This is a genomic window from Streptomyces endocoffeicus (genome assembly GCF_016741935.1).
In the GTDB taxonomy this organism is placed as follows: domain Bacteria; phylum Actinomycetota; class Actinomycetes; order Streptomycetales; family Streptomycetaceae; genus Streptomyces; species Streptomyces endocoffeicus.
The window spans coordinates 259,543-286,334 of record NZ_JAERRG010000009.1 but is presented as its reverse complement, the minus strand read 5'-3'; the positions used below and the strand labels follow the sequence as shown (position 1 = coordinate 286,334).

At 67.6% G+C, this 26,792-nt stretch carries 28 protein-coding genes; 23 read left to right on the top strand and 5 right to left on the bottom strand.

Features of this window, described 5'->3' with window-relative positions:
* The first annotated feature begins 3 nt into the window (after positions 1-3).
* The 23 genes from JK364_RS23665 (at position 4) to JK364_RS23555 (ending at position 13,084) form a co-directional block, all read left to right on the top strand.
* The gene (locus tag JK364_RS23665) at positions 4-180 is read left to right on the top strand and encodes a hypothetical protein (RefSeq protein WP_201853164.1); all 177 of its coding nucleotides are present in this window, start codon (positions 4-6) and stop codon (positions 178-180) included.
* Positions 181-423: 243 nt separating this feature from the next.
* On the top strand, positions 424-1,128 hold the full coding sequence (locus JK364_RS23660) for a hypothetical protein (RefSeq protein WP_201853163.1): 705 nt from the start codon (positions 424-426) through the stop codon (positions 1,126-1,128).
* A gap of 10 nt (positions 1,129-1,138) precedes the next feature.
* Positions 1,139-1,450 (top strand): hypothetical protein, encoded by a 312-nt coding sequence (locus JK364_RS23655; RefSeq protein WP_201853162.1) that lies wholly within the window; start codon positions 1,139-1,141, stop codon positions 1,448-1,450.
* Entirely contained in the window at positions 1,447-2,094 is a 648-nt protein-coding gene (locus JK364_RS23650) for a cell envelope biogenesis protein OmpA (protein WP_201853161.1), read from the top strand. Before JK364_RS23655 ends, JK364_RS23650 begins: the two co-directional genes overlap by 4 nt.
* Positions 2,094-2,312 (top strand): hypothetical protein, encoded by a 219-nt coding sequence (locus JK364_RS23645; protein WP_201853160.1) that lies wholly within the window; start codon positions 2,094-2,096, stop codon positions 2,310-2,312. Before JK364_RS23650 ends, JK364_RS23645 begins: the two co-directional genes overlap by 1 nt.
* The gene (locus JK364_RS23640) at positions 2,312-2,695 is read left to right on the top strand and encodes a zinc finger domain-containing protein (protein ID WP_201853159.1); all 384 of its coding nucleotides are present in this window, start codon (positions 2,312-2,314) and stop codon (positions 2,693-2,695) included. Before JK364_RS23645 ends, JK364_RS23640 begins: the two co-directional genes overlap by 1 nt.
* Positions 2,692-3,111: a hypothetical protein gene (locus JK364_RS23635; protein WP_201853158.1), complete on the top strand. Its 420-nt coding sequence runs from the start codon at positions 2,692-2,694 to the stop codon at positions 3,109-3,111. Before JK364_RS23640 ends, JK364_RS23635 begins: the two co-directional genes overlap by 4 nt.
* Before the next feature lie 31 nt (positions 3,112-3,142).
* The gene (locus tag JK364_RS23630) at positions 3,143-3,547 is read left to right on the top strand and encodes a hypothetical protein (protein WP_201853157.1); all 405 of its coding nucleotides are present in this window, start codon (positions 3,143-3,145) and stop codon (positions 3,545-3,547) included.
* Positions 3,548-3,962: 415 nt separating this feature from the next.
* Entirely contained in the window at positions 3,963-4,355 is a 393-nt protein-coding gene (locus JK364_RS23625; protein ID WP_201853156.1) for a hypothetical protein, read from the top strand.
* A gap of 64 nt (positions 4,356-4,419) precedes the next feature.
* Positions 4,420-4,605, top strand: coding sequence for a hypothetical protein (locus tag JK364_RS23620; RefSeq protein WP_201853155.1), 186 nt, complete (start codon positions 4,420-4,422; stop codon positions 4,603-4,605).
* A 41-nt stretch (positions 4,606-4,646) separates the two neighbouring features.
* Entirely contained in the window at positions 4,647-5,411 is a 765-nt protein-coding gene (locus JK364_RS23615; protein ID WP_201853154.1) for a hypothetical protein, read from the top strand.
* Positions 5,408-5,695, top strand: coding sequence for a hypothetical protein (locus tag JK364_RS23610; RefSeq protein ID WP_201853153.1), 288 nt, complete (start codon positions 5,408-5,410; stop codon positions 5,693-5,695). The genes JK364_RS23615 and JK364_RS23610 overlap by 4 nt, the downstream gene beginning before the upstream one ends.
* Complete coding sequence (locus JK364_RS23605; protein ID WP_201853152.1) at positions 5,692-5,994, top strand: hypothetical protein; 303 nt, start codon at positions 5,692-5,694, stop codon at positions 5,992-5,994. The genes JK364_RS23610 and JK364_RS23605 overlap by 4 nt, the downstream gene beginning before the upstream one ends.
* A complete protein-coding gene (locus tag JK364_RS23600) occupies positions 5,987-6,223 on the top strand; it encodes a hypothetical protein (RefSeq protein ID WP_201853151.1) in 237 nt (78 codons plus the stop codon). Before JK364_RS23605 ends, JK364_RS23600 begins: the two co-directional genes overlap by 8 nt.
* On the top strand, positions 6,220-6,405 hold the full coding sequence (locus JK364_RS23595) for a hypothetical protein (protein ID WP_201853150.1): 186 nt from the start codon (positions 6,220-6,222) through the stop codon (positions 6,403-6,405). The genes JK364_RS23600 and JK364_RS23595 overlap by 4 nt, the downstream gene beginning before the upstream one ends.
* Complete coding sequence (locus tag JK364_RS23590) at positions 6,402-7,112, top strand: hypothetical protein (protein WP_201853149.1); 711 nt, start codon at positions 6,402-6,404, stop codon at positions 7,110-7,112. The genes JK364_RS23595 and JK364_RS23590 overlap by 4 nt, the downstream gene beginning before the upstream one ends.
* Positions 7,105-7,860, top strand: a complete 756-nt coding sequence (locus JK364_RS23585) for a hypothetical protein (protein WP_201853148.1) — start codon at positions 7,105-7,107, stop codon at positions 7,858-7,860. Before JK364_RS23590 ends, JK364_RS23585 begins: the two co-directional genes overlap by 8 nt.
* 134 nt (positions 7,861-7,994) lie before the next feature.
* Positions 7,995-9,005 (top strand): hypothetical protein, encoded by a 1,011-nt coding sequence (locus JK364_RS23580; RefSeq protein ID WP_201853147.1) that lies wholly within the window; start codon positions 7,995-7,997, stop codon positions 9,003-9,005.
* 144 nt (positions 9,006-9,149) lie between these two features.
* The gene (locus tag JK364_RS23575) at positions 9,150-11,159 is read left to right on the top strand and encodes a hypothetical protein (protein WP_201853146.1); all 2,010 of its coding nucleotides are present in this window, start codon (positions 9,150-9,152) and stop codon (positions 11,157-11,159) included.
* A 329-nt stretch (positions 11,160-11,488) separates the two neighbouring features.
* A complete protein-coding gene (locus JK364_RS23570; protein ID WP_201853145.1) occupies positions 11,489-11,896 on the top strand; it encodes a hypothetical protein in 408 nt (135 codons plus the stop codon).
* Entirely contained in the window at positions 11,889-12,401 is a 513-nt protein-coding gene (locus tag JK364_RS23565) for a hypothetical protein (RefSeq protein WP_201853144.1), read from the top strand. The genes JK364_RS23570 and JK364_RS23565 overlap by 8 nt, the downstream gene beginning before the upstream one ends.
* 150 nt (positions 12,402-12,551) lie before the next feature.
* A complete protein-coding gene (locus JK364_RS23560) occupies positions 12,552-12,818 on the top strand; it encodes a hypothetical protein (RefSeq protein WP_201853143.1) in 267 nt (88 codons plus the stop codon).
* A gap of 11 nt (positions 12,819-12,829) precedes the next feature.
* Entirely contained in the window at positions 12,830-13,084 is a 255-nt protein-coding gene (locus tag JK364_RS23555) for a hypothetical protein (RefSeq protein WP_201853142.1), read from the top strand.
* A 92-nt stretch (positions 13,085-13,176) separates the two neighbouring features.
* On the opposite strand, the gene JK364_RS23550 is transcribed toward JK364_RS23555, so the two are convergent.
* The 5 genes from JK364_RS23550 to JK364_RS23530 all read right to left on the bottom strand — a co-directional run bounded on the left by JK364_RS23550 (position 13,177) and on the right by JK364_RS23530 (position 26,695).
* A complete protein-coding gene (locus JK364_RS23550) occupies positions 13,177-13,560 on the bottom strand; it encodes an HU family DNA-binding protein (protein WP_201853141.1) in 384 nt (127 codons plus the stop codon).
* Between the two features lie 133 nt (positions 13,561-13,693).
* The gene (locus JK364_RS23545) at positions 13,694-14,059 is read right to left on the bottom strand and encodes a hypothetical protein (protein ID WP_201853140.1); all 366 of its coding nucleotides are present in this window, start codon (positions 14,057-14,059) and stop codon (positions 13,694-13,696) included.
* Between the two features lie 41 nt (positions 14,060-14,100).
* The gene (locus JK364_RS23540) at positions 14,101-15,837 is read right to left on the bottom strand and encodes a hypothetical protein (protein ID WP_201853139.1); all 1,737 of its coding nucleotides are present in this window, start codon (positions 15,835-15,837) and stop codon (positions 14,101-14,103) included.
* Position 15,838: 1 nt separating this feature from the next.
* A complete protein-coding gene (locus tag JK364_RS23535) occupies positions 15,839-21,385 on the bottom strand; it encodes a hypothetical protein (RefSeq protein WP_201853138.1) in 5,547 nt (1,848 codons plus the stop codon).
* 177 nt (positions 21,386-21,562) lie between these two features.
* The gene (locus tag JK364_RS23530; protein ID WP_201853137.1) at positions 21,563-26,695 is read right to left on the bottom strand and encodes a type IV secretory system conjugative DNA transfer family protein; all 5,133 of its coding nucleotides are present in this window, start codon (positions 26,693-26,695) and stop codon (positions 21,563-21,565) included.
* Positions 26,696-26,792 lie beyond the last annotated feature (97 nt).

Here is a 26,792-nt window from a genome sequence, read left to right as displayed (position 1 = left end):
CGCGTGCCACCCCAAGCGCCGCCATCGGTGATCAGCGACATCATCACGGACCTGTTGCGCTGGGCGGATCACAATGGCTGGATCGGTGAGCAAGAGCATCAGACCGACAAGGTTGAGGCTCTGACCAACCATGCGCTGATGAATTTCGCCATCGAGCGTAATGCGGCCAACTGCTCATGATTCGGGATGTATTCCAGTACCGCCACCAAACCCTTGCAAATCGACAGAGGGGACACCACTATGCGATGCAGCACGCCTCGCAGCACGGAAGTGGAAAACCAGTGCCTCGGCACTGCGACCCATATGCTCCTGTACTCGCCGCCTGTGGTGGGCGCGCAGCCGGATGACTGGACCCAACACCGCGACCCGGCGTGCGAGCCATGCGGAAGCGTCTACGAGCGCCGCCGTCACTACAGGGCGCGGATGGTGCCGCTCCACGTGCACATGCCGGAGAACGTGTTCATCGAGATCGTCGAAGGACACCGGCTGGTCAAGGACCCGGAGCACGAGGCCCGGTGCTTCGACTGCGGCACGACCGGCAGTCCGACGTGGTTCCGGTTCCAGACGAACGGCTGCTCGGGCCGTCCGGAGTCCATCGACCACCTGGCGCTCTCGCGTGAGACGAACAGGATGGACCAGTGGGGGCGCGCGAAGGAGTCCGCCAGCCTCTGGCACGACTACGCGACGTACGACATCGGCCTGCCGTTCGGGGACTGGCGGCCGGTGCAGAACGACATCAACACCTGCGCGACCTTCACCTTCCGCGACCGCGAGTACCGGCTGAGGTACGACCTGCCCGGCTACCGGATCGTGGCAGAGAAGCTGCCCAACCGTGGCCGCCCCGAGCCGGAGATCATTAATCCCGAACTCGACGCCTCCTACAAGCAGGTCGTCTTCAACTTCCACGGCCGGATGACGGACTCCGGGTTCGAACAGTTCGCCACCTGGACGCCCAGCCACGCGAACGTCACCGACCGCGAGCTGGTCATCCTCTACACCCCTGAGGGCCGGGTCAGCGAAGTCCTCCGAGTCCCGGGCCTGAGGCCGTGGGCCGAGACCACCGGAGCGATCTGCGACGCGTTCGGCCCCATCAGCCGCGTCAAGTTCCAGACCCGCGTCTACGAGTAGGAGCAACAACATGCCGCAGTTCAGCTTCGAGCAGGTCGATCCCGACAACGACAACCGGCTGCGGGTGAGCCTGAAGGACACCGGGGAGGCCCGCGGCATCACGTACCTCACGAAGGGGGCCGGCTGGGTTGCTGAGCACGCCGGCCTCGCCGGTAAGCAGGGCGGGGTGCAGGGCTTCAAGACCGAGTACCTGGCCGCCGAGTTCATGTACTGGTTCAAGGCTCCCGAGCAGTCCTGGTGCGGTGTCCCCTGGCCCCACGACTGGCCCGGCAAGGACGGCGGCGCACCCCACCCACGTGACGCGCAAGGAGACGACCGGTGACCGCACAGCTGCCGGTGCCGATACGGTGCGCGGGCCGTCCAACCCTGGGCGGTCTGGTCGTCCCGTGGATCACGCTGCACGCTGGCGGCCGGTACCAGTTCGGGGCGCTCGACAAAGACCGGCGCAACCGGGCACTGGCCGAACGGCGCTGCCAGGTCTGCGGGCAGAGCTTCGATGAGCGGATCTGTCTCGCGGTGCGGCCTGCTGATGTACACGTCGGGTACACCGCCGAGCCCGGCATGCACCCGGAATGCCTCGCGTACAGCGTACGTGCCTGTCCGATGTTATCGGGGGAGGCCACCCGCTACCGGGCCACGCCCGCGTCGTCGGGCCTGCCCGGCATCGCGGCTGTGGGCCACGGACCGCGTGCCGGACGCCCCGCCGACGCATTCGACGGCTGGTGGATCACACCCGGCTCGTACCGCGTGGAGACCGACCCGGAGCACCCCGGCCAACTGCTGGGCGTCGATCTGGACGTGCCCGTGCTGCGCAAGCGGCCCATCCGCCCGGCAGCGGGCCCGGACCTGGACAGCCTGCTTGCCCTCGCCCGCCAGGCTCTCGGACTCGAAGACGCCACGTCCAGCTGCCCACATCAGCCCGACGGCGCCCCCCAGCCGCGCAACACCGCGAAGGAGAACGACTGATGGCCACAGGCCCCGAGAACTACCGCCGCCCTGAGGAGCTGGTGCGCTCCGTCAGGGACGGCCGCCAGATCGGCGACGACGTTGCCCGGATCCTCGCTGCCGCGACGGCGCTGAACGACCACAGTGCTGACGAGGGCGGCGTGCAGCTCGCCGACTACGACAAGTGGGTCAAGGTGGCCAGCGTCTGGAAGCTCAGGCAGAAGGGCGGCGACGCCTGATGGACCTGACCCCGAATGACTGGCAGTGCGCCAACCTGCCGCCGCTCGCCATCGCCTGCCCGGACTGCGGCTCGGCGGCCGGCGAACTGTGCACGAGCCACGGCGGCACCCGCGCCCGCAACTCCCAGGTGCACCGGGGACGTACCGCCGCATGGAGCCAGGCCCGGATCGACGGCAACCCGGCCGTCCGCCTCATCCTCGACGCCGCCAAGACCCGGCGGGCCATGCACGGCAAGCACGCCGCCGAGCTGCTCGACGCTCACGGCCACACGGCCGAGGCCGAGCGGATCCGACGCGCCGTGTCCGAGCGGAACGGGCTGCTGTCCGCCAAGCAGGCCGCCGCGCTCATCCTCGACGAAGCCGAGGGAGATGAGACTCAGTGAGCGCCCGCGACACACTCATCGGGATCCTCCGACAGCGGGCCGAGCGGCACGACGCCGCCCCCCAGACGCCCGAAGCGCTGGTGGCGGCTTCCGACGCAGAGTTGCTGCGCGAGTGGTCCGTGAAGATCCGCGAGGTCGGCACCGCGAAGGGCTGGTCGGTGTGGGCTGCCGCCTACATGCACCCAGACGTTGAGTTCGTCGACACCGGCATGCCGTCGACCGAGACTATCGTTGCCGAGCTGCGCCGCCTCGATCGCGTCTCGGTCCTGCGCGAGGTCGACGAGCAGTTCGCCGCGATGAAGCTGCCCGACGAGTTGAAAGGCATGTTCAACGCCGGTTCCTATGCCGACGCGTGGCGCCGTTGCCGGGCGATCGTCCAGGCCATGGCCGAGGAGAAGGGAAGCCGACCAGCCTGAACCGCTGGTCGTGTCGCGGTACGACGTCGCCATGGAGCCCGCCTTGGAGGAAGAGTCGGTCTTCACGGTCGGCGCGGTCGCCGAGGACGGGCGGCCCGTGGCGCCGGGCTTCGACCCAGAGACGCGCCGGAAAGTCGCGGCCTGGCTCGCACCGACGGCCGCCGTGCTGCTGGTGCACGCCTCCGCGTTCGAGGTGCCGTGCCCCGGTCGGCTGCCGCTGCTTGTGCAGCGCTGCTACGGCCACGTCGACCGGTGGGTGATCCTCGACCGTGACGGGCACTGCTGGGACCGCGACGGCTACTGGGTGGCCCACTTCGGCGGGATCGCCAGCGACGCGAAACGCGACTCGGCGCGGTTCACGCTCGCCGAAGTCTGGCCCTTGGCGCACCAGATCGCCGCCGGTGAGACGGCAGGCACCGAGGACGGTGAGGGCTGATGGGCCGCCGGATGACGGCCGTCGCCTGGCTGGAGCGGCACTACGACGGCCTGTTCGCCGAGGGGCGAGGCGTCGTGATGCCCACCGACAGCAACATGATTGGGCTGAAAGTCACCAGCTACGCCCCCGACCCGGTGGACGAACGGTACGACCACGGCCCGCTGTTCTCCATCAAGCGGACCCCTTCGACGACGAGTACGCGTGGCCTGCGGCAGCGTCATGGCCGGACCCGGAGCCGGAAGACAACCTTGACGACCACGAAGGCGGTGACTCGTGATGGTGACCGACTGGCCGTTCGCCGAAGACGCCGACCGCGACGACCCGCTGACGAGGCTGCGCATCCCGGTGACCGGCGTCCACCCGGGGTGGTGATACGTCGCCTGCTTCGACTGCGAATCCGAGGCCCGGCCCAGCGATGCTCGCCTCGTTCATCCGCGAGTACATCGAGCACTGGTTCAACCAGAGCTATCAGCGGCGCCTCGCCGAACGGGCCCTCGACGTGGACAGCGGCTGCAACACCGTCATCTTCCACAAGTGGAGCCCTGACGACTGGTCCTACCGCCTCGACAGCTGGCAGTACGGCCCGTTCTGGGTACCCGTCGCACCCCGGCTGCGCGGCCGCCGGCACGACTACAGGGGCCCGTCGAAGCTCTCACTCGTCGAGGTGATGGACCACAAGCACACCATCGGCGACGAGCCGTTGCCGCGTTGGGCGGAGCGGAAGGCGGCGCACCCGGACGTCTTCCCCGTGGCGCACGCCGATGCGCCGTCGCGCACTACCGGCGACACCCCGGGGGAGGACCGGTGAGCCAGCCGTACGACCCGCACGATCCTCAGCGAAGGCCTTCTTCCAGGAGCGTATCAGCGACGTCGTGAGCCGAGCCGCCAACGACGTGAGCGAACTCGCGCCCGAAAACGAGCAGGTACGTGACGCGGCCAACCTCATCGACAGCGTCGCGCTGCACTACCTCGAGAACCCCGGCGAGACCCTGCGCCAGGCGATCAAGGCCAGCTGCGACCAGGACGTCGACGATGTCCTCGGCTGGATCCAGGACTGATCCGATCCACTAATTCCCCCATCCTGAAGGAGCAGATCATCATGGGCGCGAGCATGCTCACCGCCACCATCGCCTTCCCGGCCGCCAGCACCGAACCGCCCAACTTCGACCGCGGCCGTCAGCTGCTCGAAGAGATCACAGACGCCTCGCTCTTCACCTTCGACGAGCCCGAGATCGAGCTGGGGGAGTTGCTGCCGGATCTGGACGGCGAGTCCGACCTCGTCGACGAGAACGGCGAAGTTCTCATCGAGTACGCCCGGCGTGCCGGTCTCGTCATCATCGACAACCTCGAAGAGGTCCTCGACTCCCGGGAGACGACATTCCTCACGGTCGCCGACTACAGGATCTACATCTCCGGCGGGCTCTCCAACGGCGGCAGCCCCACGGACGCGACCGAGGCGATCTGGGACGGCTACAAGCTGCCCGAGAGCGTGCTCCTCGCCATGGGCTTCATCCCGGACTACGAGCAGCCGCTCTCCCGCGCGAACGGCGGAGGGGATCACACGCCCCTCACTGACACCGACGTGGTCGACGCGATCGCGCTCGGCCTTGGCACCTCGCCGGACTGGTCCGGTGCGCACACCCTGGAATGGGTCGCCGACACCATCGGCAAGGTACGACAGCACCCCGGGGACCGCGATCCCCACGAGTACCGCAAAGAGTTTGCACAGGAGCACGCGTTCGATCCACACGAGGACAGCTTCCTCGCGCAGTACGTCAATGAAGGGGTCGACGAGGTCGACTGGGACCCCCACCTCTCCGTCGGCCACCGCGATGTCGCGGTAGCTGGAGAGGTGCCGTCGTGACGCGCTTCCCGCTCCTCCGGCTGCTCGCCCAAGCCTTCCTGAGCGGCGTGGCTGGAGCCCTGGTCGTGACCGGCATCTGGCGCGTGGCCGCGGGCGAGACACCGTCGCCGATGACGGGCCTGGTGTGCGCGCAGCTCGTGACCACCGCGTGGTCGCTCGTCCAGGCAGCCCGTTTCCGGCGGAAGTGGCAAGCAGTTCTCGCCTCCTACAACGAGCCTGCCCTGGGCGAAGGGATCGACATCCCGCACCGGCCGCCAGCCGACAACGAGGAGGGCAACCGGTGAACGACGAGCAGTGGAACGCCCTGTACCCGATTGGTACGCCGGTGGTCGCGTACCCCGGTGTCCGCCCGGAGGACCCGCTCGCAGTCGCGGTCCGGAAGCGGCAGGCGGACGGTCGTTTCGTGGTAGGGGCCGACGCGAACCTGTGCCGCGCCCTGACGACCGTCACGCGTACTCCGGCCTGGAGGCTCGGCTACGGCGACCCTGTGGTGTCCGTCGAGGGCTGCACGGGCGGCATCCACCTCACCCACATTGACGTGATCGTGGAAGCCCCGTCCAAGGTGGCGATGGCTCGTGGCTGACTACACGTTCGAGACTGTCACCCACAGTGTGCACCGCTGGATCATCCCCGCCCCCGAGCCTTGGGGCGCCGCAGCGGGGGAGATCAGCAAAGCGTGGGCCGTGGCCGCCGCCGCTTACCGGGAGACGTACGAGCTCGCCAGTACAGAGCCGATCCCCGGAGAGGCCCTCCGCTTCCACGTCCGCGACACCGCCATCGTCATCGAATACGCCACCGAGGAGCGAGAATGACCGTGCAGATCCCCATCGAGCCCGCACGACCGCACGGCCCCCTGCAGTCGCTGCCCGACTGGTCGTTCTCGGGCGCCGGCATGGGTGGCCTCTTCACCTGCTACTGCATCGACCTGGCCGTGCGGCTCTACCGCGAGCACCAGACCCAGCAGGCTGAGGCCCCTGAGGCGGTGCCAGCATGAGCCGCCGTCCGGTTCAGGATCCAGCGATCGACGCGGAGCGCGGCGGTGAGATCCACCCCGCCTTCGGCGTCGCGGTCGTGACGCGAAGGAGCGGATCCGGTCGTTCGCTGTTCCAGTCCGACCTGTTCCACAACGAGACCATCTCGCTCTCCGTCCGCGAGGCCGTACGCAAGCGCGACCTCAACCACGACTGGGTCCATCCGGGCCGAGAGCTCGTGGAGATCGAGATGAGCCTCGCTCAGTGGGGCTCGCTTGTGTCCTCCATGGGTCTCGGCAGCGGCGTGCCGGTGACCATCCGGCGTTCCGAGCACGACCCTTTCGTGCCCGAGATCCCTCATCAGCCCCGCACCGCCGAGAACCTGCGGGAGGTTCGCGAGGTCACCGACCGGATGTACGCCCGCGTCAAGGCCGCCACGGCGGCCTTGCACGAGGCGATCCACGAGAAGAAGGGCGTGAGGGCCACCAAGGAAGCACTCAGCGCACTGGAGAACGCCGTCGCCGGTGCGGGCAGCAACGCCCAGTTCACCGTCGACTCGCTCGTGGAGACCGGCGAGCAGGTCGTCGCCCAGGCCCGCGCCGACATCGAGGCCCACGTCCTGGAGGTCGTCCGGCTGACGGGTACCGAGCCCTCCATCGAAGCCTCATCATCCGATGCCCCGGCGCTGCCGGGGCCCACTACCAGCCGAGAGGAGCCCACCGATGCCTGAACTCACCGTGCCTGACGAACTGTTCGACGCCGATTTCGTCGCGTCCGACGAGCACAGCCTGGCCGACCGCTTCGACTGGATCATCCAGGACGGCCAGATCATCCACGCTCCCGTCGTCGGCTGGACCTGGGCATGCCCCCAGTGCGGCGAGTCCGGAACCCTGCCGGAGGACCCTGTCTGCCTCGCCTCCCCGCACGGAACACAGCACGCCGCAGGCCGGTTCAGCACCCTCGTGCCACTCCTGGTCTCCGTCGTGCGCAAGTTCCCTCCGACCACGCCGTCAAGCACGAACTACCTCACCGAACTGCTCGCCGAAGCACCGTCCGCCACGACCGTCCGGGAGTGGCTCGCCGCCCGGGGCCCTGACCTTCTGGGAACAGAGGCCCACCTGGCTCTACGGCACATGGTGCGCCGCCGTACGGCGGAGGATCTCGTTGAGCGGTGGCGGCAGACGCGGGATGGCGCCGAGGCCGCGTGGGAAGAAGTCCTGGCCGACAAGATCCGCTGTCATCCGGCCTACCTGCACCCGGTGTACCCCATGGTGCCGGTTCTGGCGCGGTTTTGGGCCGTGGACGGCAAGCGCGGGCCGTTCTGGGACGGCACGGGCGTCCGTCTCGTGGCAGAGGACGGCAGCGAGCTGTGCACCTTCGACCTCGGCGACAGCCCCGGGACGACTGCGGGCCTTGACGCCCTGACCGAACTCTGCCCGCCGCGCTGGGAGGAAGACGAGCGGGACACGCTGCTGTGAGACCGCACCCGCCGCCGGGTGGGGCGCGGCACCCATGCCGCGCCCCGCTCCTCCTCCCTGGCGGAGGACGACTTCGCCGCTCTCGCCGGCGGGGCAGCAAGCATCAGCACTCACCACACACCCGGAGCACACCGATGACCGAACGGACCAAGGTGTTCACCGCCGACATCGCCGAGCGCGCTGTGCGCGTCACCTGGCCTGACAACGACCGCGGCGGGGCCACGCCGCCACCGGACGGCTGGCAGGACCGAGCGTGGGCGCAGGAGCCGACATTGCATGAGATCGACGAAGGGTCGGTGTCCGGCTGCTCGATCCTGCGCTGGCGGGAGGACCCGCGCCCGGACCCCGAGTTGATCGGTGCGTCGCTGGCACTCGTCACCGGCAGGCCGCAAGCTGCCCAGCCTGCTGCCGCGCCGCCTGCGGACCGGCCTCTGCCCCCGCTGCTGATCGGTGCGCAGGCCGAGGCGTACGCCCTCGTGGTCCGCCGCCAGACCTGCGATGACCTTGCGGGGGAGCTCCGCAATGACGGCCAGGTTCTGGCCGCCGATCTCGTGGACGAGAACCGCGACTTCACCGAGATATCCCGCTCCCTGGCCGCCATCCCCACCGCGCCGAAGACGGAACACGGTGCCTACTGCCGCCCCTTCGACTGCCGGTGCGGCTGCGACCGGGCCCAGAACTGCCTCGACTGCCATCGCTGCGTGTGCTGGCGCGCGCAGCGCTGCGCCCAGGTCGCCACCGACCATGCCCGCGCACGGGCCTGCAAGACCGCCCTGCGGGCACTCCTGGACGCCGTGGGCTCAGTGATCTTGACCGAGCTGCGGGAGACCGTCGCCGAGGCCGAGGAAGCCGCCCTGCGCGACATGATCGCCCGCCGGGTCCGCTTGCTCACGCCGGCCGACGGCCCCCGCTACACGCATGCCGTCTTCGCGGCCTATGACTCCAAGCTGGGCATGGGCTATGCCGCCTACCGCCTCCACGACGTGGAGCTGCACGAAGACCAAGACGAGGACAAGCACGAGGACGAGGGCGGGCCTGCGACCGTCGACCTGGACGACGATGTTCTGTCCGCCGCGCTCGGCACTCTCGCCGGGCTGCTGCACCCCGACGAAGGCGCGGACCTCGCCGTCGACCTCACTGACTGACCCCGAACACCGAAACGACGGGGCGCGCGTGGCCTAGGAGGTCGCCCGAGGGCGCCTCGCCGCAGCGCTTCTGGCCCGTGCGCCACACGAACCATGCGCGCCCTGCATCCCTTTGCTTTCACTACCCACCAGGAGAACCGCGCCATGTCCGCGATCACCACTGCCCCAGCCCAGGTCGGCAATGGCAAGGCCGTGCACTACGTCCGCAAGGACGCGTTCCACTCCTACACCATCGGCTGCGGTCGACTGGTGTCCCGGGAGCTGACCGCCCAGGAGGCCGCCGACCGCAAGGCGTGCGGCCCCTGCAAGCGCGCCGTGGAGGTCCTGGCTACCGAGCCGCCGGCCGAGACTGAGGCCCCCGCCGCCCCGGCGGAGGACGACCAGGCCACCAAGGTCGCCGACATCGAGCGGCGCGTGCGCCCCCTGGATGCCGACACCGTCACGGCCGCGACCATGTTCGACCCGGAGCTGACCTACTACGCGGACGGCACCCGGGTGGTCATGCGCGCCCAGGACGCCGAGCGCACCGGCACCACGTTCGGCATGGCGCACGGCGCCGCCGCGTACGCCTACCAGGCCGTGTGCTGGGTCGACGGTGGCGCCGACCTGGTCGCCCCCCACGTCCTTCACCGTGCCGACCAGGACGACCAGGCGCGCCGTCAGGAGCTGGTGACCGAGGTCGCTGCCCGGACCCTCGTCCTGGCCAGCCACGCCACCGCCCACGTCTTCCAGCCGGTCGACCTGCCGGACGGCGAGCGTATCGCCTGGACGTTCCGCACCGGCCACGGCGCCCGCGCCCGCTACCACTGGGTGTCCGTCTGCAACATCATCAGCCAGGGCGACGGCAGCGAGTACCGGTGGCAGGCTGACCAGGCCGCCCGCCTCGCCCGTCGCACCGGCCTGGATCAGGCGCCCATGCCCGAGTACATCGCCCTGGTGACCGCGGAGCCCACCGACGTCCTGGAGCGCGTGGCCGCCACCCTGGACCCGGACACCGTCAAGCTCAAGGAGGACGGCCCGGGCTGCTGGGTGGTCAAGCGCGGCGGCGCCTTCCTGGGTAGCGTCCGTGACGAGGGCGCCCGCATGCGCCGCGGCCGCTACGCCGCCTGGGCCCCCTACGCTGAGCGTCGCGACGGCAAGGCCGGGTTCCACCACGACCTGGACGCCGCCAAGGACGCCGTGGCCCAGGCGTGGCCCGTGGAGGTCGCCGAGATCGCTGGCGAACTGGGCGTGCCGGTCACCCAGGTGATGGAGGTCGCCGAGCAGGTCGACCAGGATTGGAAGGCCCAGGGACGCCGCGCCGTCCTGCGTGCCGAGGCGTACGCGGGCACGGACAGCCGGGTGACCCAGGCCGCCGCCGCCGAGGTGCGCCGCCGCCTGGAGGTGCCCTTCCACGGCCCGGCCGACTACGACGGCCCGACCGGCCTGTGCGGCTACGACGACCACACCGCGCCCCTGCTGTCCTCCGGCAAGCTCGCCCAGCACGACCGCCAGCAGGGCGTCATGTGGGCATGCCCTGGGAGTTGCCGCCCCGGCCGCGGCATCCGCGAGGAGCTGACCATGCGCGACACCACGGCCGTCTTCTACAACCCGCCGCGCCCCCGGGGCCTGGCCTGCCATGCCAAGGACGGCGACCTGGTGGTGGTCGACGGCCAGGCGATGGAGGTCAAGGGCCTCCAGGCGGACAAGGGCATCAACGCCCATGCGTGGCTGGTCCTGGACGGCGTCAGCGCCGGACCACTCCGCTTCACCCTGGAGGACCGGCTGGAGTACCGCCGGCGCGTGCGCCGCGTGGACGTGGCGTGCCGGGAATGCTGCATGTACGTGGTCATGGAGGTGGACGAGGCGGTCGACGGCGTCCCCAACACCCGCCTGTGCGGTCTGTGCGACCGCCCGCAGCCGGGAGAGATGACCGAGGACCAGGCCCGGGCCCGCGTGGCCAATACGTACCCGCGCGCAGAGGCGTTCCAGGCCGAGCGTACCGAGCACGGCCGTCTGACCGGCTACACGTTTCGGGCCGGCCGCCTGCACTCCGCCCGGTACGGCTGGATCACCGCGGCCGGGACGTACGCCCAGGCCCTGGAGGACTACCGGTCACAGGCCGCCGCCATGCTGCCCATGGCCGTCCGCGACGAGCAGGCCGCCCGCCCCTGACCCCTACCTCCGGCCGGAACTGCCGACCTGGATGACGAGGTTCTGTCCGCGGCACTCGGTACCCTCGTGCTGCTGCGCCCCGACGAGGGCGCTGACCTCACCGTCGACCTCACCGACGAGGGGAACTTCTGAAGTCGCGACCGTCCGTCCATCAGGGCCCGTGCCCCGGCTCCGCACCGTGCGGGGCTGGAGCACGGGTCTCCTCTTTCTCTTGCCCGTACCGCCTCTCAGAGACGGAGCGATCCACCATTCGACACTCTTATCGACTCGGCGAATACGGTCGTATGCAAGTCGATGACAAGCTATTCCCGACTGATTAGGCTGAAGCTATGACTCACAACAGCAACGCTCACGACAACGGCACTCCCGACGCCGCGCTCCCGAAGTTCTCCGTCAATGTCGTCCCGACCGACCAGCTCAGGCGCGAGGACCTCGCCACGATGCTGAACCTCTATCGCCGCGGCGAGATCACGCCGCTGATCTTCGGCGACGACAACAAGCCCGAGGCCGCGATCATCCCCTTCGCCGCGCTCGTGCGCCTCATGAGGTACGACCACGCGGCCTACGCCCACACTGAGGCTGCTTTCCAGGCCGAGGTCTCCCGCCGCATCCAGGAGTCCGACGCCTCCGGCGAGGCGAGTATGACCATCGAAGAGCTCGCCGAGAGCCTCGGCCCGCTCGGTCGGCAGTGGGCGGATGAGCATCGTGCTGCCCAGCAGGAGAAGCGTGATGAGTGAGCGTCAGCCTCCCATCCGTCTCCTGCCGACCGTTGGTCTCAAGCAGGACCTCCAGATGCTCCACGACGCCGCGGTGATGCACCCTCATGGACCGGAGGACCGGCTCCTGCGCGTGGCTCTCAACCAGCTGGGCCGGATCCAGCAGGGCGCGCCGAGCACGCACCCGCTGGAGTACATGCCCAGTTATCCCGACCTCTCCGATTGCGAGACCACCTACGTCGGCGCGGACCCAAGCGCAAAGCCCTCGCACCGGATCGTCTGGCGGGAGCGTGCGCCCCGGCGCCCGGGCGAGCCCGTCACCCGCGAGATCATCGCCCTGGGTGAACGTGCGAACGGGCAGGCCTACTACATGGCCGGCCAGCGCCTCGGTCGCCCCGTGGGCTTCACTCTCGCCGAGCTGGCAGCGCAGCGCGAGCCGATCGCGAGTTCCTCACGACCTCGACAGCGCTCGATCGGCAGCTTCGACACGCCATCCATGAACGAGCCTGACCTACAGTTCGAGTGACCTGTAATCAGCGATTCGGCTGACCATTGAGGGCTCCTCATAGAATGGAAGCAATAGCGATTCGATAAGAGTGAGATGGTGGCGATGTACGACTACGAGCCAGTGGCTCAGGCGATTGCTCCTGATGCCGAGCCCCAGTCCAGCGCAGCCATGGGACGCCGCCGGCGGATCGGTCCTCGTTCCGCCCTCTTCGTACGGCGCGGCATCGGACTGGCAATCGCCCTCGGCATGGCCTACGGCATCTTCCACATCATCTTCCGCACTGAGGTGTTCGCCCCCGTACTGGCCTACGTCGGCCCCGTCAAGGACTACATCGGCTGGGTGGTCGAGGACCCGGGGCGGGCCTGGATCGCGCTGGCGGCCCTCGTCATCCCGCACATCGGGCTGTACTACCTGCTCTTCGAGGACCGGAAGTAGGACGGGGTGTCATGTCCAGGACCATGTTCAAGAGCGCTCGTGCCATCATCGCCCTCGGTCTGATCGGCGGCGTCAGCCTGGCAGCCATCGTCGGATGGGTCACCGGCTTCTTCGGCTCGATCGCGAGCACCGTCGCCGGCCTGTGGAACGACTTCATGGGCTGGATCAACTCGCCGCTGGGGTGGGAGCATCTTCTCGCCGGGGCAGGCGTGCTCTTCGTCCCGGTCATCGTGCTCATTCTGATCTTCGCAATCGCCGACGGCTGAGCCTCTCAACTGGGCTCGTCCCACCACGAAAGAACTCCCGTGATGCCTGTGCATCACGGGAGTTCTCTTTTTTTCTGCTGGCTCCTCGTTGCCTACGATGCGGCCCGTAGTTCACGATCCTCAGTAGCGTTCTCGAACTCGTCGGCATCCTCGATCATCCCGTAGGTTTCCGGTGAGATCTCGTCCTCGTTGCCCCCGAGCCGGCGGTTGAAGCTGCTCGACGCGGAGAACTTCAGGACCACGTAGTCGTCGACGTAGCTCTTGCCGAAGCGCACCTTGTGGCCCTTGTGGTCCTGTCGGTAGAAGCGGCCGAAGCTCGGGAGTACGACTGTCTCTCCGCAGCTGACCGCGCCCGTGAGTTCACCGAGCAGCGACTTGTACACCCTGTTCACCACTCGGACCGGCAATCCGCTGCGAGTCGCGACCCGAGAGATGAACTTGCGCTTACAGACGCGCGGATTCGTCGTCGTCTCCATGCCCACACCCTGTCCTGTCGTCCTTCATGCCATGGTTTCGCTTAGAAACCAGTCTATCGAAGATAGTAACGAGTCAAGAAGGACTGGCGGACTTATCGAGCGCCACTTGCTACGCTTGTTGTAACCCATTCGGCTAGAGCTCCAGGTCCAGCTCGATCTCCTCCCGGTCGTCCTTGGGCTCGTAGTCGACCGACTCGATGATGTTCCGCGTGTTCGGATCGCGGCGCTGGTTCACGACCTTGTCGTGGGACTCCTCGAACCGCTGCTGCGCCGCCACGCGGTGGGCCGCATCGAGCCTCGCGCCGATGTTGCGCTCCCCGAACTCCATCATCGAGCCCAGCAATGACTTCGTGCCCTGCTTGGCCGCGTTGACGTTCGGCTTGTTCTGCGCCCGCATCTGTACCCATCGGCTCCGGTCCTCCGGCGTGACGTAGCCGAACATCTGCGCGAAACGCGAGCCGAACCTGGTCTGTTGTCCCTCATTCTGTTCCTGGCTCATGGCCGTTCCTTCTGCTCCTTGTTCGTGTTCCCGGATCGACCTCAGGCGGGCTGGTAGTCCTCGGCATCGGCCTCAGCGTTCGGGCTCTCGTTCTGCGGGCCGGCTTCCCGCTCGGACGACGGGCCCGTAGGGCGCGACCGCGGCTTGAGCCGCTGCTCCTCGAAGAAGGCCCCCGGGTCGTCGACCGCCGTCTGCAGCGTCTGTTGCCAGTTCTCCCCGAGGCTCCGCTTCAGCTCGGCCTCGAGATCCGGGTACTTCTCGTTCACTGCCTCCATCGCGTCGACGTAGGCGTTGGAGTAGACCCGCTGCTGCTCCTCGGGCGACAGGCCGTCGATGTCCATGCTCGCGATCATCACCTCGGACTGGTCCAGGCGGTGCTGGAGCATGTCGGGCAGCCCGCTGGTGTCCAGGCCCTGCTTCTGTGCCGCGAAGCCGACCAGGTAGCCCAGCATGTTGCCCCCGTAGCCCTCCTGATCGCCGCGGCCCAGCGCGTCGAGCATCGAGGTCTTCATCGTCTCGGCGAGCTGGACCTGGTGGGCGTCCGCGTCCATGGGCCGGCGCAGCGTGAACATCGCGTCCTCGGGCAGACGCTGGCCCAGATGGTCGTCGAACTCCCCGCTCCAGACCGTGCGGACTCTGCCCGAGCCCGTGATCCGCTCTTCGTGCGCAGGGGCCTTGACGATCCGGCCGTGGGCCACGCCGTTGAACATCGTGCGCAGTTCGGGCTCGTACTCCATCCGCTCGCCGATGATCATCAGCGCGCGCTGGACGACCTCCTGGCGCTCCAGGCCGTCCTCACTCATCTGCTCGTGCAGCCGCTTGCGCATCGCCCGGTAGCTGTCGCGGATCAGTCCGGCGTCCGCGCCCGGCTCACGCATCTTCCAGAAGGCGTTCTCCATGAGCGCGACCTCGGTCATGGCGGCTGAGTCCGGAGTGAACATCTCCCGGTGGCCGCGTTCGCGGTGCTGCATGGCGTCGAAGCGCTTGCGCCACTTCTTCGTCAGGTGGTCACGCGGATCCGTGCTGCCGATGAGGCGCTCGCGCCGGGCGTCGCTCGGCACATCCTTGAAGATCCTCTGCCGGTGCGCGATGCCGCTCTCGGCAGAGGCGACCATGCCGCGGGTCCTGGTGTCGATGCGTTCCTGGATCTTGTCCTTGAGGGGCTGGAGGTAACTGTCCATCTCCTTCTTGAAGTCCGGGGCGAGCATCCGCATCGCCATCACCATGCCGACGGCCTGGATGACCGAGTTGGCATTCACCCCTCGCGAGAGCGGCTTGAGACACGACTGCATCATCATCTGCATGTAGACGTGGTGCATGACGCCGAGCTCCTGCGTCCGCTCCTCGTTGTTGAAGCCGGGCACCAGCAGCTTCGAGTCCCGCAGCGAGGCCATGTACTTCTCGCCGGCCAGCCGCGTCTCCGCCCGGAGCTTGAGCAGCTGCTCGCGCTGGTCCAGGCCCTCGGTCTCGTCCTCGGCCCGGTCGACGTCGATCCAGCGCACGCGCTCGCGGTCGGCCATCCGCTCCCGGGTTTTCGCACCGAAGAACCCGCGGGCACGGTCCCGGAGCCGCTCGCGCCAGGCGCGCGAGCGGTCGTCCTCCGGTCCCGGCTCGTCGATCGCCTCGGCGTCGCTCGGCTCATCAGAGCGCGAGTCCCAGTAGGCATACGCGTCACCTCCCGGCTCGTCGGCCTGCTGCCGATCGTCGTCAACCGGAAGATCCTTGGTCGCTCGCGGGCGGCCCGCAGGGCCCGTTCCCAGTTCCTTGCGCTGTGCCATCTCAGTACCCCGCCCCGTAGTCGTCGTCGCCCTGCGGCTGATCGATCTCGATGCTCGGCGTGTAGACCGGGCGCGACGCGCCCACGCCCACGGCATGCGCAGAGCGGCGGTGCGAGCCGCGGGTGCGGGAGGTCCCCGCGTCCTGAGAGATCACGTCGCGCTTGACCACCGAGTCGTCGACGGCGATCCCAGCGCTGTCCAGGCTGTGCGCTTCAACGGAGCCCAGCTGATCGAGCTGCCGGGACGTCTCCGTCCGGGCCTTCCGGGTCCCCGAGGGTGCGAACTGCTCGTTCTTCTCGCCGTCGTAGACGCTCTCGCGGTTCTTGGCCGCCTGCACGAGGGCCTCGAAGCCACCGCCGTAGGCCATCCGGTCCATCACGGTGCCGGCCAGCGACGGGTCCTCTTCGAGGTTGCGGATGAGCCCGGTCTTCGGGTCCTCCAGCGCACTGACCACGCGGGCCACGTAGTCCGGGTTGACCGTGACGCCGAAGCCCTCCTTGGACTCGTAGAACTCGATGAACTGCTTCTCCCACTCCTCGGCCGTGGCCTGGACCGGCTCACCGTCGAGGAACGCCGTGCGCCACTGACCGGGGCCGACGTGCTCGATGCTGCGGCCCCTCCAGAGCTCGCGGCCGGGGCCCTGGAGCATCGCGTACTTGTGCCGGGCCTCGGCGGCGTCGTGCTTGGCCTGCAGGATCGACTGGGTCACCGGGTAGGTGACCTCCAGGACGGCCTTGAGGTCCTCGCCGCGCAGCGCGCGCACGGCGCGCTGGCTGAACGAGCCGCCCAGGCCGGTGCCGTGGGCCTTGATAGCCGTGGCGAACATCGACGCTTCCTGGTCGGCCTGCGTGATGCCGGGCGTACCCTGCGCATCGCCCAGGTTCCGGGCGTAATCGGCGAGCTTCTTCTCGCTGCCCTTGGCACCGGTCTGGACGCAGACCTCGCGCACGCTCCGCAGGTGCGCCTCGCGATCCGAGAACGTCAGTGCCGCGCCGAACTCGCCGCGCTGCGCCTGGCGGTACAGCCCGCTCAGCTCCTCCATCACGACCTGCTGGCCGAGCGTGATGTCCTCAGGCGACTCTGCGCCCGTGAGCGCCTGCAGCCGGAGCCGGTTCGCCTCGCTCCGCGAGCTCTCCAGTTCCTCGGCCAGTCCGGCGTCCGTGGAGAGCGCGACCTGGGTGTCCAGCGAGACCTGCATGGCCAGCGGGTGCGAGCCGTCACCCTTGACCACGCCGGTGTCCAGCAGGTTGGCCGGCACCGAGAGCTTCGCCAGGGCTTCCGCCTTGGCGGCCTCGCTGTGCAGCTTCACCACGGCGACCGCGTCGCCGTCGAAGTCGCCGTCGAAGCAGGCGTCCATCACGGGGTTGATCGCGGCACCGGTGAGCCGGTCGTCGATCGCTACCCGCATGTAACGCACGCCGGCGTCACGGAGCACCGGGTCACGCCACACCAGCGCGTGGTCGCCCTCGGCCAGCCCCAGCTGCTCTGCCTTGACCGAGCTGAGCGCAACCTGGTCGACGTCCAGCCGCGGGTCCGCAGTCCACACCATCGTCGCCGAGTCGGTCAGCCGCGAGGCCATCAGCCCGGTCTTGAAGATGTTGTTCTTGCCCGTGAGCACCCGGTTCTGCACGTCGATCGTGATCGCCTCGAAGGCGCGCTGAGCGCGCGAGACCGATTCGCTCATGCCGCGACGCACCTCGGAGCGCTTCTCCGCGGACAGACCCTGGCCGTCCAGCTGCTCGGCCATGTAGCGGTAGCGGCAGGCCTCGACGAAGACGTCCTGGTAGCTGCGGGTGTAGTCGTGTGTGACGGAGGACCCGTCCTCGAACTCCTGGCCACTGCGCAGATGCGAGGACATCACCGGCAGCTTCCACGAGCTCGCGCTCACCGTCTCGGTCTGTTCACCGGTCGGATACGTGAGCGGGAACGGGATCTCCATGTCGCCGCCGCGGTCGCCGATGAGATCGCCGAAGGACTTGCGCATCGCCGTGGTGTTCAGTCCCGGGAGCTGGCCCTCCTTGCGCGGCTGAGTGCGCAGCAGCTCGGGCATCGGGATGAACCGGCGCTCGGGGCGCTCGTCGAGGTCCTCGGCCTGGCCGATCACCCGCAGTGTGCCGTCAGCCTCCATGTCCATGCCGGTCGCCAGCAGGTACTCGCGCAGGTTCGACTCGGCCCCGCTGTTGTGGCCGTAGAACTCGCGCATGATCGCCGGGCAGTCCTGAGACTGCAGCGCCCAGGCCAGCTGCGAGGAGGCCTTACGGCCCTTGCCCGCGCGCACCTGCTCGTCGTCGTAGATCTTCGTCTTCTCGTCCACCGCCATGTGCGTGACGACAAACCGCATCTCGCCGAGAGCGCCGCGCGTGTACTCGCCGTCGGGGGAGAACAAGCCCGCCACCCGTCCGTTCATCAGCTCGCGCGCCGAGCCGGCGTTGCGCCGGGAAATGAGACTGAACGGACTCATGACGACGTCGAGATCCGCATTGGCGCGGAACCAGGCCACCTCCTGCTCGATGCCTTTCTCGCGTGCCTCGTTCAGCCGCATCTCCCGGTCGACCACCAGCGAGATCACGCCCTTGTTGCCGTGCAGGTCGCTGATCTTGTCGCCGACGACCAGGTCGCGCAGCCCTCCGCCGGCCCCGCGGATCTGGTGCTCAGCTGCGAACTCCGAGCTGAGCACGATCGGGTCGTCGGCCGTCCAGCCGCCGAAGGTCATCAGCGCCGTACCGGTGGGCTGGGTGACCTGCGAGGACTGCATGATCGTCGAGGCCGTCATCTGCTGGCGGTCGAACGGGTCGTACCGCAGCGTCTCAAGCCCGGGGAGAGCCATGAGCGGCGCACGCTGCCCGGCCACGCTCTCGTCGCCCGGCACGATCCGGCCGTCGGCGTCGACCTGGGCCTGAGTGGTCAGGTACCGCACGATGCCCTGGTTGGTCGCGCCTCCGGTCATCACCGGGTCGAAGTAGCCGCCGGGCGCAGCGACATTGTTCCGGTCCTGTCCGGTGAGCACCGTCATGTTCCGCCCGCCGGTGAGCCGCCAGGCGTCGAAGCGGTTGTCGTCAGCCGGGTCAGTTCGGTCCCGCCGGGCCCGGTACTCGGCGTAGACCGTCGAGCCGGCCTTGATTTCGTTGGAGTAGCGCACACGGCGCGCCTCGGTCTGCAGGATCGCGGCCGTCCACTCGTCCAGGTGCTCCTTGATCTCGCCGGTGGACTCGTCGAGCTGGTACGTGGTGGCGCGCTCGATGAAGTCGATCGGGTGCTTCGTTCCGTACAGCTGCGAGTAGACCGCGTTGAGCGAGGAGGGCTGGCCGGTCTCGCTGCGCCCGGCGATGAGGTCGCCGGCGATCTGGTACTGGATGCGCTCGTGCATGAGCTGCTCGTAGCCGCGCAGGCGCGTGCGTTCCTCGACCGAGGAGGGAGCCTCGCCCGGAGTCTGGGCCGTGATCGTGGCCTCGTAGCCCGGCACGACCAGAGCGTTCTCCCTGCTGGCGAAGGCGGTGGTGATCTCGCCGTACTCGCCGACATCGAAGACCTGGCCGATCTCACCCGAGATCGGAGTCCCCTTGCCGTTACGGCGCAGCTTCTCGCCGCTCCAGCGGATGACGCCCTGCTCGTCGACCAGGATCTCGGAGACCGTCGCCGCGTTGCGCTCGATGCTCTCGCGCACGGTGGCCCCGATGCGCCGCATGAACGCAGATTCGTGATCGGCGATCGGCACGGAGCGCTCGGCGTCGAAGCGGACGAGCCGGTCCTTAAACCGGGTCGTCTGGAAGGTCGAGCCCATCATCTCGTCGGGGGAGATCCCGCAACGACGCAGAGCCGAGGCGAGGTTGTCGAAGTTCGACCACTGCCCGGTGGGGCTGGTCATGTACCGCGCCACCCGGTCCGGATTGAAGCGCTGATCGACCCACTCGCCACCGGCGTCGTGAGGCTCCGCCTCCCAGGTCCCGATGAGTTCGAAGGAGACGTCCTCGGCGTGCTGCCGGACCTTCTCGACGGCGGTGCCGCCGTAGACGAGGTTGCCCATCTCGGGCACCTCCTCGGCCTGCAACTCGCCGATCTTCTCCAGCCGTTCCTGGTACATCTCTTCCGTCGCACCCGGGCGCAGCAGATCGCTGTGCGCGCCGGTGAGCACGTCCCAGTACGAGCGCTGGATCGCAGCGACCTCGGAGTCAGCCGAGTACTCCGGCGGCTCGATCGCGTCCAGCTGTCCGCCGGTTCGCTCCAGCTCGGCCTCAGCGCGAGCGATCAGGTCTTCGACGCCAAGAGCTGCCTGCAGATTCTCCCGCGCGCTCTCGACGGCGGCCTTCGCGTAGGTCTCAGCGGGCTCGGCGTCGACGAAGAAGGCCGGCAGGGAGCGGTTCTTCGCGTCCCGGCGCAGCATCACCTTCGCCCCGGGCCGGGGACCGGACTCGCCAGGGGCCACGTAGTCGCCGACCACGAACATCGACTCCCGGTCGACGTGGTAGCTGTCGGGCACATCCACCAGCGTGCGGCCACGGCCGCGCTCCTGGTGCGTCGTGCCGGTCTCGCCGGCGGCGTGCCCCGGAAGATCCGCGCGCTCGACGCGGTGGCCCTGGGCGAAGCGCAGCAGCTGAACGGCCTCCGCCGGCGAGGGGGAGTAGACCGCCATGCCGCCGGTGACCCGGTAGTTCGTCGAGTAGCGCAGCGCGGTGCCGTTGTCGTAGATCCGGGCTCCGGCGTACTCCTCCTGGCGCGTGTCGGTGAGACGGATCTCCATGCCGGTCCCGGCGATCTTCGCCTTGATCTGACCGGGCTCGCGGTCGCGCATCACCTCGTAGGACACGCCCTGGGCCTTCAGCTCTTCGAGCAGTGCTGCCGAGCGTGCCACGGCGCGCTGGGACATGAAGCGGTTGCGGTCGACACGGTTCGTCTGGGGATCGCGGCTGCCGTCGATGACCCACTCGCGGACCTGGTCGTACTCCTGCTGGCTCATCTTGTCCATCAGCGCGGTGAGTCCAGCGGCGTCGTCGTTCGTCATCGCGCGCCCGGCCTCGAACGGCTTGCCTTCGTCGTCGATGCGCCAGAGCACCATGTTCCCGCGCCGAGGATCGGCCAGGGTTTCCACCTCGCCGCCGGCCACGCGTCCGATCGTCTCGTCCGGCAGGTACACCAGCGCGGTCCCGGCGCGCTTCACGGTCGCGCGTTCGGACCAGTCGGGGGCGTAGGGGCTGATCGGCAGTCGGGCCGACCTCGGGTCGGCCTGGACACCAACGCCGGTGGCACGGCTGAACTCGCGCTGCGACTGCTGGTAGCGCTCGTTCTGCGGGGAATGGTCACCGAACTGCGGCTCGTAGTCGGACACCTTCTCCGCGAACGCCTGGTCGATGGCGGTGAGGTAGTCCGTGACGCCCAGCCGCGGGTCGGCCAGCGCGGTGCCCCGCTGGCCGAGGATCTCGTCGACCCGGGCGCGGATCACCTTGGCCTGGGAGATCGGAATGACCTGTCCGGTCTGCTCCCGGGCCTGCCCGACCGCCTTGTAGTAGACGTACTCGTAAAAGTACCTGCGCAGTCCGTGTGCCTTCTTCATAGCCAATCAGCCTCCTGTTGAAGCCCGGGGTTGGATAAGTACGTATAGAGCCTACCCCGCTTATCGAAAGGAGATGAGAGGTCATTCGGAAAGGCTAGTGCCGAGGCGGTCTCCCTTAGTCGAGAGACGACCCCGGCACTGGTCGTGATCCTTTGCCAACCCCCAAGTGGCAGCCGGCTACTTCGAGTTCATCTCGATGGCCATGGCCCGGTCGAACCGGCCGTCGGCCAGCACCTCCCAGCTCGGCAGTGAGGCCAGATACTGGTAGAAGGCTGAGTGGACCTTCACCGTCGCCAGGGATTTCAGGTCCTCCTTGGTGATGTCCTCCTCCGCGAACACCCGCGAGTCCTCGTCGTTCACATGGCCATTGATCCGGCGGGCCGCATTGGCGTACGCGTCCGAGCGGATCTGGCTGATGTACGTCTGAGACCCATCGGCGCTGCGCAGCTCGCTGTCGCCGCCGACCGAGAAGTGCTCGCGATCCTGTTCCAACTCGGTCTGCGCCGACTTGTAGGCCTCACCGATCTCGATGTCCAGACTCTTGACCTTCGCCGAGCCGTCAGGGTTGACCAGCATCTCCTTGCTGATAGTCCCCTCGGCGTAGAGCAGACGCTGCCGCTCGGCGCTGACCGCCTGACTCTCGGCGACCGCAACCCCGACCTCGACGGCATCGATGAACTGGTCCTCGTCGAACATGCTCACCCCCTCGTACTCGTCGGGGTCGACGACCACCGGAGCGTTGGGGTCCTGGCCCTCGTCGACCGTGGTCATCGTCGTGATGACCTCCATGACCTCGTCGGCGTAGACATCGGGATCCAGGCGCTCGATGTCGACCTCCTGGTAGCCGTAGATCTCCTGGTACTGCGCCTTCGCGTCTGCGGCCTTGACCGCCTGCCGCATGCGCTTCTCCAGCATCTTCACGAAGTCCGGCTGGTTCATCCGCACGTCGAAGTCCATGGCACTGGACAGCGTCGGGATCGTCTGCAGCGAGTACGTGTGCCCCGGGTGCTTGATCGTGTTCCCCAGCAGCCGGAACGACATCGGCAGGATGGTCTGGTTGCGGTTCCAGATCGGCGCGTCGCCGGCCCGGAAGACGATCGAGTTGTGCGGCGAGAGGAATGCCATGTCGTTGTAGCTGATCAGCGGCTCTTCCTTGGTGTTCATCGTGTAGGAGACCCGGCCCTCGGTCTTGCCGCCGATGACCTTGTCGACATCCTGGCTGATCTGCTTGCTGTCCCTGTAGGACCGGTGCGTCTTGCCGCTCATCTTCTCCAGCGTCTCGATCATCGAATCGTCCGTGGACTTCAGGAAGACGATGTTCGAGGTGTTGTGCGTCGGGATGAAGTCGTCGGTGAGGTAGAGATGGCGCTCGTCGGCCACCCGGATGCACTGCACCACGTCGTCTCGCACGTACTCGACGCTGACGACACGGTTGAAGCCCCGCGTGCGATCCTTCCAGCGCTCCGCCTTGCGGGGCAGCGCGAACGGGTTGATCTTCGGCAGACGAATGTTCTGCACGCGGTAAGCGTCGCGAGCCGCCTTGGGCTCGCTCTGGTTCGGGGCCGTGTACGTGATGTTCGTCTTGACATTGATCGCCACACGACCGCCGAGCGAACGCACAAGAGTCTGCACGCTCTCAGCCAGCTCACGACTCGCGGAGCTGAACTCCATCTCGCCCTTGGCGCTGATCGTGCCGTCGGTGTCCATCAGGCCGCGTAGCAGATCGATGCGTTGCGCGACCGAGCCACGAAGGTAGGCCTCGGGAACCAACTTCTCCCACGAACGCTTGCCGGCGACGCCCAGGTCACGCATAAACTTCCGAACCCCGTTGATCCGGTACTTGGGGCACAGGCCATCCGCGACAGCCCGCTCGACGATGTCATATCCCCGACGACGGATCTCGTCCACGATCTCCAGGTCGCCGCTGTAGAAGGAAACCGTCCCCGCCGGGTTGATGTGACCATCACCCAGGATCGCGCCAAAGACGTACGGGTCGATCGGGAGGTCCATCTCCGGGTAGGAGACCGGGTCGATCGCGATCAGGTCGACCTGGCGACCCTTCTCGACGCGCAACTTGAGCTCTTCGGTGCTGATGATCTCGGTAACCCGCGCCATCGTCTTGCCGTCGACACCGCCAACGTAGCGCCGCTTGCCGTTCTCGTCCTTGCCGCCGAGGTACTTGATGCTGGACTTCCAGCGCTCGACTGGCCACAGGTGTTCAGGGCACGCCTCTACCGAAGACCCGTCGCGCAGCTTCAGCCGGTAGACCGGACGGATCTTGACAGGGTACTTCTCGGTCACAGTCGTGACCGTGCCGAACGGGGTCAGCAGCTCATCACCGGGCTGAATCCTCTCCATCGTCGTCCATCCGTCCGGCGTGGCGATCTTGGCGTTGAGTACGAGGCAATTTCCTTGCACGATCTTGTCGACACTCTCGCCGTAGACGTCGCGCAGCTGCTGCAGGGTCTGCAGGATGAGCGTGAACTGCTGCTCCTGGCCCAGGCCGATGGAGAGCATCGTCTCGAAGGCGTCGATGCCCTTGCCCTCCGACTGCAGGTTGCCGAGCTCGTCGAGCATGAACCGCGTGCGGTAGAGCGGCTTCTGGTTCGACTTGGTCATGTACGCCTGGTCGGCGCTCACGTCGAACAGCTGCTTGACCAGGATCAGGATCAGCTTCGCGTACTTCATCAGGTGAGGCGGAGTCACCAGGAACAGCGCCTTGGGGGACTCCGAGTAGCGCGACAGCGTCTGCGTGATCGCCCGTGCCTGGTACGAGACCTTCTCCGGGTTGCCGTCGCCGGAGAAATCGAGCCGCGTGTCCGGGTACAGCGTGTCCCCGGGCTGGAAAGAGAGGATCTTCCCGTCCCGGGTGCCGCCCTCACGCACCGGCTTCAGTTCACGTATCACGCCGTTCTTCACGATCTTCTTGCCCGTCACCGGCTCGACCACGTAGTGCCGGCCGTTGAGCGAGACCTGGTAGTTCTTCGTGAAGCTGAAGTAGAAGGTACGTACCAGCATCTTCGTCTGCGGGTTGACCAGCTCCAGCTTGAGCCAGGCTTCGTCGCCAGGGAACTTGCCCTTGAAGTTGTACCGGGCCCAACCTTCGCGGCCGACGATCTCCTCGTGCTCGAAGTCCTCGCCCAGGTTCTCGGTGAACATCGGGTCCGTGTAGGCGGACCACACAGCCTGCTGACCGACGAGGTGGTCGCGCTTGACGTAGGTCGGCGCGAAGCGCACGCCGAGGCGACGAGGGAAGCTCAGGCCGGCCAGATCGGTGTTCTGCGAGGGCTTGCCCGAGGTCAGCGTCGAGATCGTGGGGTCGGTGAAGAACGACATGGCGGTGATCGCGATGCCGTACACCGAGGCCAGCATCTTCTCCGCGCCGGCCATCGAGCGCAGCGCGTTGTGGGCGTTGCCCACCAGCGTGCGCATGTTGTTGCGGGGCAGCTCCTCGCTCGCGTTGAAGTACAGGCTGAGCATGTCCTGATCGGCTTTGCCCTCCCACATGAAGGCCTGGGCCGCCGCCTTCTCCTGCTCCTCGGCCAGGGCGTCCTCGTTGTTCTCGAACTCGCCGGCCTTGACCCGCTTCTCCAGCTCGGCCTCAGGGTTCTTGATCTTCTTCGAGCTCATCTGCACGAAGAGCTGGTAGCAGTTGTAGAGCGTGACCTTGCCCCAGAGGTCATCGAGTTTCTGCTCCAGCAGCGCCGGGTCCATATTCAGCACGGCTGCGGCACTGCGCAGCTCCCGTTCCTCCTCCAGATAGAAGTCGATGAGTCCGTAGGCCGCGCGCTTGAAGGCGTTGTTGGCGGCATTGGGCCAGACCGGGTCCTCGCCGCCGTCGAGCGGGAAGAAGATTCCGGCGATGTTCTCCACGTACAGCGCGCACTTGGTGAAGTTGCCCTCACGCGCCGCGTCGGCCGCCAGCCCCAGGGGGCTGTAGATGTCGGTCTTCATGGAGTTGATCAGGTTGAACTGGACCGGCTCGAACCCGCGTGTGACCAGGGGCACGTAGTTCTTCACCAACAACTCGCCCTTGGGGTCGTTGATGACCATGTTCGAGGGTTTCTTCTCCCGCGACCACATGTCGATGACCGGCTCGATGTACGTCTGGCCCTTACCGGCTCGGGTAATGGCCAGCACCATGGTGTTCACCGGGGCGGTATCGACCACATACGCCCCGGCCGGGCGCTGGACCTCGCACGCCGGGAACTCCCAGTCCTCCTTGATCAGGTCAGCGACGGTCTTGTACGTGTCCGACCCGAAACCGAGCTTGTCCCGGTTCTTGCCGTCAGGGTTGTACGGGATCCGCGTCGTGTCGTACTTCTGCCGCAGCGTCTTGTCATCGGGGAGCCCGGATGCCTCGAACAGTTCGTCGCCGAAGTCCTCGTCGATGATCGGCAGGGTCTGCGTCAGCGGATCGCCCTCGTCGTCGTCCATGACCTCGCCGGTGTAATAGACGAGGTTCCCCTTCTCAACGATGACGTCCTTCTTGGCGCGCTGGGCGAACTCGACGGTGCCCAGACCCTTCTTCTTGAGCATCATGTGGCTGAGCATCGAGCTGACCTGCACGCTCGAGTGAGCACCGGCGTCGGGGAACCAGTCGTAGTTCTGCTGGATCTCTTCCGGCAGAGCGATGTGCTGGTCGTTGTGGTATTGGTTGATGTCGCTCGTGGTGTTCATCAGGTTCGCTGCGGCGACCTTCCGCGAGAACCACGTACCGATGATGAGGGCGACCATGAGACCCGAGCTGAGCGTGATGAAGAGCTTGAATCCCGAGACGTCGGCCAGATGCTCGCCGACCGTCGTCGCGCTCTTCTTGGGCTCAGCCGGCTTCTCGGCGCTGGGCTTGCCGTCCTTCGCCGCGGTGTACCAGTTGGGGACCGGAACAGTCTCAGCGCTGGGGTAGCACTCGGCCTCCACGTCCGGGTTGCCGTCCTTGGTCAGGGGCCGGTAACACTTCACGACCGAGCCGCCCGCACCCGTCGTGGTGTCCTGGATGTAGTACGCGCTCGGCTTGCCGGTGCTGCTGCCGCTGCTGGACACACCCGAACCTACGGACACGCCCACCGAGAGCACCGCCGCGGCGATGAGCGAGTAGAAGACCCAGGCGACGATCGTCACCAGCACGCCGGCAATCACCGCGACGACGATGCCCGGTCTGGTCGACTTCAGGGTCAGGAACGTGCTGCGGTCCAACTGCTGGTTGTCGTGGACGTCTCGGTTCGTCAGCGTCTCGCCGGGCGTCCGCGCTGAGATCTTGTCCCAGCTACTCGCCTTCGGCCGTGCCGCCTTCCGCCTGTTCGTGGCCATCGTGATCCCTTAATCTCGAGCCTCGCCCGTTCTGCTGTCCAGTGCGCCTGCCTGCGCAGACGACGACGGCGCATGGGAAACACGCCCCATGCGCCGT